The sequence below is a fragment of the Nonlabens dokdonensis genome, from assembly GCF_002162835.1.
Lineage (GTDB): Bacteria > Bacteroidota > Bacteroidia > Flavobacteriales > Flavobacteriaceae > Nonlabens > Nonlabens dokdonensis_B.
In genome coordinates, this window is record NZ_MAAX01000034.1 from 1 (window position 1) to 9208 (window position 9208).

A 9208-nucleotide genomic window follows, 5' to 3' on the forward strand; every position below is an offset into this window, starting at 1 on the left:
TAATAGACCTATCGCGCGAGATGATAGACAAGATTTAGTTTATAAAACAAAACGCGAGAAGTACAACGCAGTAATTCAAGAAGTAACAAAATTAAAAGAAGCTGGTCGTCCAGTATTAATAGGTACGACTTCAGTTGATATTTCTGAATTATTAAGTAGAACGCTACAAAGAGCAGGAATAGAACACAACGTACTAAATGCAAAACAACACAAGCGTGAGGCAGATATCGTTGCAGAAGCTGGAAATCCAGGACAAATTACGATTGCCACAAACATGGCTGGTCGTGGTACGGATATTAAATTATCTGACGAAGTAAAAGCCGCTGGTGGACTTGCCATTATCGGTACAGAGCGTCATGATTCCCGACGTGTAGATAGACAACTACGTGGTCGTGCCGGACGTCAAGGAGATCCTGGAAGTTCTCAGTTTTATGTATCTCTAGAAGATAACTTAATGAGACTTTTCGGTTCTGAGCGTATGGCAAAAACTATGGACCGACTAGGAATGAAAGAAGGTGAAGTGATTCAGCATTCTATGATTTCAAAGTCTATTGAACGTGCACAAACTAAAGTAGAAGAAAATGCATTCGGTGTTCGTAAGAGATTACTAGAGTATGATGACGTTATGAACGCGCAACGTGAAGTAATTTACAAGCGACGTCACAACGCATTATTCGGTGATCGTCTTGCTGTGGATATCGCAAACATGATTTATGACATTTCAGAAAACATTACTGAAGGTAATAAACTAGCACAAGATTATAAGAATTTTGAATTTGAATTGATTCGTTTCTTCTCTATGAGTAGTCCTATTACGGAGCAAGAATTTGAATCTAAAGACAGTAAAACTGTTACTGATATTGTTTACAAAGCAGCTTATGAGCATTATAAACAAAAGATGGAACGCACCGCTTCTGAGGTATTTCCTGTTATCAAAAATGTAATGGAAAACGACGAGCGCAATTTTGAGCGCATCGCAGTCCCTTTCACTGATGGTATCAAGACTCTAAACGTTGCAACTAACTTACAAGAAGCTTACGATTCTGAAGGACGTTCTCTAGTGACAGATTTTGAAAAGAACATCACTTTAGCCATCATTGACGATGCGTGGAAAACACACTTACGCAAGATGGATGAATTAAAGCAAAGTGTTCAACTTGCCGTACACGAGCAAAAAGATCCTTTATTAATCTATAAATTTGAAGCTTTTGAGTTGTTCAAATCTATGATTGACAAGGTTAACAAAGATGTTATTGGTTTCATGTTTAAAGGAGATCTTCCTACCAGAGATGCTGATGCAATAAGTGAGGCGAGACAACGTCAGGCAGTAAAAACCAGTACTCAAAAAGAAGAAGTTCTAAATAGTGATGAACAAGCAGCACAAGCAAGAGCTGTGGGCGCAGGTGCTAGTCGCCAGCAACAAAGACCTCAGGTGACTGAAACTATTGTACGCGACCAGCCTAAAATAGGTCGTAACGATCGAGTTATTATCAAGAACATCATGAACGGTGAGACTAAAGAAGTGAAGTATAAAGCTGCACTTCCTTTAATTAATAATGGACAATGGGTTTTAGAAAAGAAAGCTTAATTAATTTCTAAGAATTATAATTATTCCGCTTTCCATTTTTTTTAATGGAAGTTTATCCTGAGGTAGCTCAGGGCGAAAGCGAGAACATCAAAAATGCCTTACTGAAAAGTGAGGCATTTTGCATATATTTGATTATGAAACATTTGTCTTTTTATCCTTATTTAATAATAGTCTTTATTTTACTCCATCAAAATTTGTTAGGACAAGAAAACAAGACCACAAAAGCAAATAATAAAATATCTAAAGAATTAAAACTAAATGCAAACGAATGTTTTCTAGTAAATGCCGTACTTAAACTTGATTCTCAAAAAGTAACTGAAAATCGTTGGAAACCTACTACAAAACAAGTGAAACAAATGAGAACTCTGTATGATACAGCTGTAAAGAATGGAGTTTTTGATGGGATTAAAACCGCAAATTTTCAATCTAACTACTTTTTTCAATATATTCCTTACATTAATAATTATGGTGAAAAGATTATATTAATTAATGCGGTGATCTATAATAGTGAAACTTACAACACTTCGACTGATGATGCTGGTACCAATTTTTGTGAAGATATGATAGAGATACATCATAACAATCAATGGCAACTTTTTTTGAATTTAGATAGCAATAGCTATAGCTACCTTTATTTACTGTAATACCATTTCCCTTTGAGAGTCGCATACCTAGAAGCTTTTGAAATCTAAGAAGCTAGGCGTTAAAATTATCTCATTTCAAAAGTCCTTAACAGCTGGAGCTGTAAAAAGATTCTATCTTAAAAGAAAAAATTATGAGCGATAGAACCAAAGATGAAACTTACGACGAATTTTATAACGTCGTCAACATGACACCTAGCGAGTTAGAAGATTGGCTCGATACCGACAAATCAAAAAGCGTGGGAAAAGACAGCGGCGATGGCGAGTCCATAGGTCATAAATCTGGACGTAAAATCATCAAGATCAAAAGAAAAAAGAAAGACGAGCTTACTGATACTAATTACGATCACATGAATGAAGTTATAGGTTATGTGCATAGACATAGCGCGCAAAAGCCTAAAAGCGATATCAAAGAAAGTGACTGGAGATACAGTTTAAAAAATTGGGGACACGACCCATGTAAAGAAATGGACTGTTAATTAAAATAAACTCTGATTTACCAAGAAATAATGTAGCTAACCCCAAAGTTTTTTGAAATCTTTGGGGTTAAGCATTATAGAAATTTTTTCATTTAAAATTCGACCTCACAGGTTTTGGAAACCTGTGAGGTTTGGCTGTAGTAACAACTATTATTAGTATTTTTAAATCCTAAACCCAACCCATATGAACCCTATTGTTAGAAACATTATCGCTGTTGTTGCAGGCTGGATTGTAGGAAGTGTAGTGAACATGCTGTTGATCAATGCTGGTCATAGCTTTTTCCCTGTTCCTGGAATCGACATTAATGATATGGATGCCTACGCTGGCGTTATGCCAGATTTAGAACCTAAGTATTTTTTATTTCCGTTTTTAGCCCATGCCTTGGGAACACTAGTAGGTGCATTGATCGCCGCAAAAGTTGCTGTATCACATCATATGAAAATGGCGTTGATCGTAGGTGGATTGTTTTTGCTAGGTGGCATTGCTGTCAACTACATGTTACCAGGTCCTACTTGGTTTACCGCTCTAGACATTTTGGTTGCGTACATCCCTATGGCTTGGTTAGGTGGTAGAATCGGTATGAAAAAAAATCCGACGGCTTAATTGGCTACCAACTCACATATAAATCCTAACGCTAGACGCAAGAAGGAAAAGCTTGACGTAGATGAGTTATTTAACGAGCTGCATTCTGGTCAAGTTAGCGCGTTGAGTCGTGCGATTACTTTAGTAGAAAGTACAGCTGGTGGTGATTCCGCTTTCGCGAAAGCGATCATAAAACAAGCCTTACCAGAGTCTGGAAAATCCTTTAGATTAGGAATTACCGGTGTGCCAGGCGTGGGAAAATCTACCTTTATAGAATCGCTGGGAAGACAGCTCATAGAACGCGGCAAAAAAGTCGCTGTACTCGCCATAGATCCATCCAGCAACATCTCACGAGGCAGCATTCTGGGCGACAAAACCAGAATGGAAGAACTAGTCAAAAGCGACCAAGCCTTTATAAGACCTAGTCCAGCAGGAACAACATTAGGCGGCGTGGCACGCAAAACGCGCGAGGCGATCATCTTGTGTGAAGCTGCAGGATATGATTTTATCATCGTAGAAACCGTAGGCGTAGGACAAAGCGAGACTGCCGTCCACTCCATGACAGATTTCTTTTTATTACTTAAACTCGCTGGCGCTGGCGATGATTTACAAGGTATCAAACGAGGCATCATGGAAATGGCAGACGCCATCATCATCAATAAAGCAGATGGCGAGAACCAAACCGCCGCAAAACATGCCCGACGGGAATTTAAAAACGCGATTCACCTCATGCCGCAAAAAGATCATGGCTGGCCTACACAAGTATTGACTTGTAGCGGTTTAAATGGCGTAGGAATTACAGAAGTCATAGAAGAAATTGACAGTTACAAAGAACACGCAACCGATAACCAAAGCTTTACCAAAAAACGCAATTCGCAAGAACTCTACTGGTTCCATCAAACCATAGAAGACGCCATTAAAACCAACTTCTACAACCGTCCAGAAATGATCGCAAAACTGGCAGTTCTAGAACAAGAAGTATTAAATAAAAAGAAAAGTCCATTTGATGCGGCTGGTGAATTGTTGGGTTTGTGATGAACTATTAAAAAACAGAATTATGAAAAACTTATTCTTACTCATCTTTTTAGTAAGTCTGCTAGGCTGCGCGCAAAATAAAAATAGCGAAGAAGAACCTAATGAATCAGAAATGGTTTCCATGGATGACGCTACCACTACTCTACCAGAAACTGGAATGGTTTCCATGAACGATGCTACTGTGACTTATGGCGGCGAATACGGCCAGCAATATTTTAAAAAAGGAAGTAAAAGACCCTACACAGGATGGTTGTGTGCAAGATATGATAACGGAGAATTAGAAAGTGCTCAGCAATTTGTTAACGGAATAGGAAATGGCATATGGATCAATTACAATCCTGATGGCAGCAAAGAATCTCAGGGAACTTATGTCAACAATAAAACCGAAGGCCCTGCAAAACTTTTCTATGAAGATGGAAGTGTAAAAGCTTCAGGTAATTATGTCCATTTAAAACGTAAAGTTGGAACTTGGCTTTTCTATGATCGTGAAGGAAATGTTGTGAGTAAGCGTTATTTTACGTTGTAGTTTTTAAAACAACCTCTATAATAAGTCAGAAGTAATCGCAAAACTAGCCGTATTAGAAAAAGAAGTGTTAAATAAAAAGAAATGTCCTTTTAATACGGCTGAGGAATTGTTGGAGTTTTTATTGGACATTTAAGTAAAGTTAACCAATTTGAATGACTGATAACAATTTAAATATAGTTTTAGAACAACAAACAAAGATTATAATAAACACTATTATAATAGTAGAATACCTCACTAGTTTTCCGGAATATTTAGAAGAAACAAATCAAAAACAACCAAAAGATTTATGGTTTATATACCAAGTTCTAAAAAATAACGCAATCATAAATTTAACACAACTATTTCATCATAAGGAAGATTACTCCTTCAATCAGATTAATAGAATTCTAAAATATTATCCATTGGAAAACGAGCAGATTCTCAAAGATTTTAATCTAACGTTAAAACCAGCAAAAGCATTATTTGAAGAGCTTAAAATTTTGAACATACGAAATGAGTATGTTGGACACTTACTATCTACTAGAGTTTCGCATAAAATTGATTGGAAAAAGGTAGTAAATCTTCTAAGTCAAGCTTGCAATATCCATGATTGTATTAATCAAAGAATAAATAATGCGCAAAATTACTGGTACATTGATCAGAACATTTTACATTCAATTTTTACTAAAGATTTAAAATCACGTCATTTGTTTTCAAAATGGAGAGAAATGTATGATAAAGACACAGAATTTTTGAAAAGAGATGAAGTTGGGAAACTAACCAAACTGAATTGGAAAAAAAACACGAATTTTTGATAAAATTCATCTAGGAATAATTCTGATTTACACAACTCCTCTTTCTTTAACCAAACACTTATAAAACACTTTAAATGAAAAAGTACTTCATCCTATTAGTAATTAGCATTCTAACGCTAAGCTGCCATGAAAACAAACAATCACAACAACTTGAGGAGAATTCAAATACCTACCTAGAAGAATCCCATTCCTATGCGCAACCTAATAATGCGGTAATTACTCATCTAGATTTAGACATTAATGTAAATTTTGAAACACATGTAATTAGTGGTACAGCAACTTATGATATTGAGAACAGTGATAGCAATCAAATCATTCTAGACAGTAAATATTTAGAGATTGAAAACGTTACTCAAAATGGTGAGCAAACTGAATTTGATTTAGGTGATTTTGATGAATCTTTAGGACAACCGTTAACTGTTGCCATTCAAGAAGACACGAAGCAAATCGCCATCACCTACTCTACCACTGCACAAACAGAAGCCCTACAATGGCTTACTGCTCAACAAACGGCAGATAAAACGCATCCATTTTTATTCACGCAAGGCCAAGCGATTTTAACGCGCACTTGGATTCCTATTCAGGACAGTCCGCAAATACGTATTACTTATGACGCTACTGTAAAAGTTCCTCAAGAACTTATGGCGGTGATGAGTGCTGAGAATCCTAAGGAAAAGAACGAAAATGGTGTTTATCAATTTAAAATGGAACAACCTATTCCGGCATATTTAATCGCACTTGCTGTAGGTAATATCGAGTATAAAGCGATAAGCGAGAGAACTGGTGTTTATGCGGAGAAATCAATGCTTAATAAAGTCCATGAAGAGTTTTCAGATATGGAGAAAATGGTCGTGGCAGCAGAGAATCTATACGGCGATTACGATTGGGATCAATTTGATGTGATTGTATTGCCACCTAGTTTTCCTTTCGGCGGTATGGAAAATCCGCGATTGACTTTTGCGACGCCTACGGTTATCGCAGGCGATAAAAGTTTGACATCGCTGGTGGCGCATGAGTTAGCGCATTCTTGGTCAGGAAATTTAGTAACCAACGCCACTTGGAACGACTTCTGGCTTAATGAAGGTTTTACCGTTTATTTTGAGATTAGAATCATGGAAGCATTGTACGGAAAAGATCGTGCTAATATGCTCGCCTTAATAGGTAGACAAGATCTTGAAGATGAACTAGAAGCATTAAAAGAATCGCCTAATGATACTAAGTTGAAGTTAGATTTAAAAGGTCGCAATCCAGATGATGGAATGAACAGTATTGCTTATGATAAAGGCTATCTGTTTTTACGCACGCTAGAAGAAAAAGAAGGACGTGACAACATGGATGCATTCTTAAAATCCTACTTTAAAAAGAATGCTTTTTCTACTACAAACACAGAGGATTTCATCACTTACCTCAACGAGAATTTATTAGATAAAAACAACATCACCTTCAATACAGAAGAATGGATTTACCAGCCAGGTGTACCAGAAAATGCTGCTATCATAGAGTCTGACGCCTTTTCTAATGTCGAGAAAACGCTACAAGAGTTTTTAAAAACTAATGAAATAGAAGTTACAAAAACCGAAAATTGGACACCACAAGAATGGGTGCACTTCGTCCGTAATTTCCCAACCGATATTTCTGTAGCCCAAATGCAGCAATTGGATGACACTTTCAACTTGACCGATTCTACGAACTCTTATATTACTATGGTTTGGTACGAGCAATCTATTTTGAACGGCTACCATGGTAACAATGTCGACACCAAGATCGCTGAGTTTCTAAATACAGTAGGTAGAAGATGGTATGTAACTACTTTATTTTCCGCTTTCGCGAAAGCGGAACGAATAGAAGAAGCCAAAGAAATTTACAAAACTGCAAGAGGCAATTACCATAGTGTTACCGCAAATACAGTGGATGAGATGTTGGGAATAGAATAGAGATTTCTCTCAAAACTAGCATCCTTCAACCACTCCGAGATTTCTGCGAAATCCCACCTCGCCTGTTCTCAGGCGAGGAGTTTTTCACATTCTCATTATTAAAAACTCCTTTCCTTGGAAAAGGAAAGGTGGATTTGACTTGATAGAGTCAAAGACGGATAGGATCGATGCAGTGCTATTTAAATTCTACTAATAGTTTTAAGATTTTATAAGGCTTATAATTTAGAATTGAAAGGTATCTTACTACCAGTTAAACCTGCGATTCACAAATCAAGCATTATGAAAACAGCTATATCTATTCAAGATTCTCTTTTACCATTTTTACCCTTATTATACATCGCATGGGCTGATGATGTGCTGGAAGAACATGAAATCTCATATATAAAAGAGCAATTTGAGAAAAATGAAACGATACAACCTGAGGTAAAAGAATCTATCTACAAATGGTTAAATCCAGATATACCGCCATCTGCAAGAGAACTAGCCTACTGGAAAAGCTACATCAAAGATCATGCAGATTTGCTAGATCCAGCTGCAAAAATGGATTTATTTACATTAGGTAAAAAACTAGCAAAAAATCCAGATTCTGAAGAATGGATCAATGATCAAACTAAAGAATCACTTACTCATATAGAAAATTATCTAGGTGTAGCAAGTCATGAGGCAATACGATCAGTATATGAAACTAATCCCTTACCGCTCAAGGAATCGTTTAACCTAAATAAACCTTCAAACGATTACTCTTTACCTCTAAAAACTTTACTACAACATAATAATGCAGATTTAAAAGCTAGAGTTCAAAATATTCTAGATCCACATAAAGAAGCTATAGAAAGTTATGATGACGACTTGATTACTCGCAAAGAGAAAGTTTTTAAATGGACTAAAGAACTTGCCGATGCTGGTTTAGGAAAACTAGCTTACCCTAGCGCTTATGGTGGATCTGATTCTATGGTACAATACGCTGCTGTTTTTGAAGAACTAGCTAAATACGACTTGAGTCTTACCATAAAGTTTGGAGTTCACTTTGGACTGTTCGGTGGTAGTGTGGAATCTCTTGGGACTAAATATCATCACGATAAATATTTAAAAGACATAGGTACCATGTCTTTACCTGGTTGCTTTGCCATGACAGAAATGCACCATGGTAGTAATGTAAAAGCACTACAAACTACAGCCATTTACCAGCCAGAAAGTAATAGCTTTATTATCAACACACCATCGCAACACGATAGAAAAACGTACATAGGTAATGCTGCGATGCATGCACAAATGGCTACCGTTTTCGCACAATTGATTGTCGATGGAGAAGAGCATGGAATTCATGCTTTTCTTGTCCCTATAAGAAATAAACAAGGTGATGCAATGCCAGGGATTACCATAGGTGATAATGGTCATAAAATGGGATTAAATGGTGTAGATAATGGAACCTTGCATTTCAATTCTGTACGTATACCTAAAGAGAACTTGCTTAATAAATTTGGCGATATTGATGAAGACGGACAATATTTTAGCCCCATAATAAGCCCATCGAGAAGATTTTTTACCATGTTGGGTACTTTAGTAGGTGGTCGTTTATGTGTTCCTATGGCAGGAAATACTGCTTCTAAAAAAGCGCTCAATATGGC

Annotated in this window: 8 protein-coding genes and 1 pseudogene; all 9 read left to right on the forward strand. The window is 36.8% G+C overall.

The annotated features are described in order from the left end of the window. Nucleotides 1-1588 (forward strand): annotated as a pseudogene (secA, locus tag A9Q93_RS02110) (preprotein translocase subunit SecA); the annotation flags it as partial. 44 nt (nt 1589-1632) lie between these two features. Beyond that, nucleotides 1633-2232, forward strand: coding sequence for a hypothetical protein (locus A9Q93_RS02115; RefSeq protein WP_303685732.1), 600 nt, complete (start codon nt 1633-1635; stop codon nt 2230-2232). Between the two features lie 131 nt (nt 2233-2363). Next, nucleotides 2364-2708: a DUF3140 domain-containing protein gene (locus A9Q93_RS02120; protein WP_303685733.1), complete on the forward strand. Its 345-nt coding sequence runs from the start codon at nt 2364-2366 to the stop codon at nt 2706-2708. A gap of 184 nt (nt 2709-2892) precedes the next feature. Beyond that, nucleotides 2893-3312, forward strand: coding sequence for a hypothetical protein (locus tag A9Q93_RS02125; protein ID WP_303685734.1), 420 nt, complete (start codon nt 2893-2895; stop codon nt 3310-3312). Beyond that, a complete protein-coding gene (gene meaB, locus A9Q93_RS02130; protein WP_303685735.1) occupies nt 3313-4326 on the forward strand; it encodes a methylmalonyl Co-A mutase-associated GTPase MeaB in 1014 nt (337 codons plus the stop codon). A 22-nt stretch (nt 4327-4348) separates the two neighbouring features. Next, nucleotides 4349-4852 carry a toxin-antitoxin system YwqK family antitoxin gene (locus A9Q93_RS02135; protein ID WP_303685736.1) on the forward strand — a complete coding sequence of 168 codons (504 nt, stop codon included), beginning with the start codon at nt 4349-4351 and terminating at the stop codon, nt 4850-4852. Between the two features lie 152 nt (nt 4853-5004). Further along, entirely contained in the window at nt 5005-5646 is a 642-nt protein-coding gene (locus tag A9Q93_RS02140) for a hypothetical protein (protein ID WP_303685737.1), read from the forward strand. Between the two features lie 74 nt (nt 5647-5720). Next, a complete protein-coding gene (locus A9Q93_RS02145; RefSeq protein ID WP_303685738.1) occupies nt 5721-7580 on the forward strand; it encodes a M1 family metallopeptidase in 1860 nt (619 codons plus the stop codon). 279 nt (nt 7581-7859) lie between these two features. Continuing rightward, on the forward strand, nt 7860-9208 hold a 1349-nt coding region (locus A9Q93_RS02150), incomplete at its 3' end, for an acyl-CoA dehydrogenase family protein (protein ID WP_303685739.1).

What these genes read in the sequence shown, in the direction of transcription:
- A9Q93_RS02115 (WP_303685732.1), top strand. Translation starts at nt 1,633, where the DNA reads ATGGAAGTTTATCCTGAGGTAGCTCAGGGCGAAAGCGAGAACATCAAA.
- A9Q93_RS02120 (WP_303685733.1), top strand. Translation starts at nt 2,364, where the DNA reads ATGAGCGATAGAACCAAAGATGAAACTTACGACGAATTTTATAACGTC.
- A9Q93_RS02125 (WP_303685734.1), top strand. Translation starts at nt 2,893, where the DNA reads ATGAACCCTATTGTTAGAAACATTATCGCTGTTGTTGCAGGCTGGATT.
- A9Q93_RS02135 (WP_303685736.1), top strand. Translation starts at nt 4,349, where the DNA reads ATGAAAAACTTATTCTTACTCATCTTTTTAGTAAGTCTGCTAGGCTGC.
- A9Q93_RS02140 (WP_303685737.1), top strand. Translation starts at nt 5,005, where the DNA reads ATGACTGATAACAATTTAAATATAGTTTTAGAACAACAAACAAAGATT.
- A9Q93_RS02145 (WP_303685738.1), top strand. Translation starts at nt 5,721, where the DNA reads ATGAAAAAGTACTTCATCCTATTAGTAATTAGCATTCTAACGCTAAGC.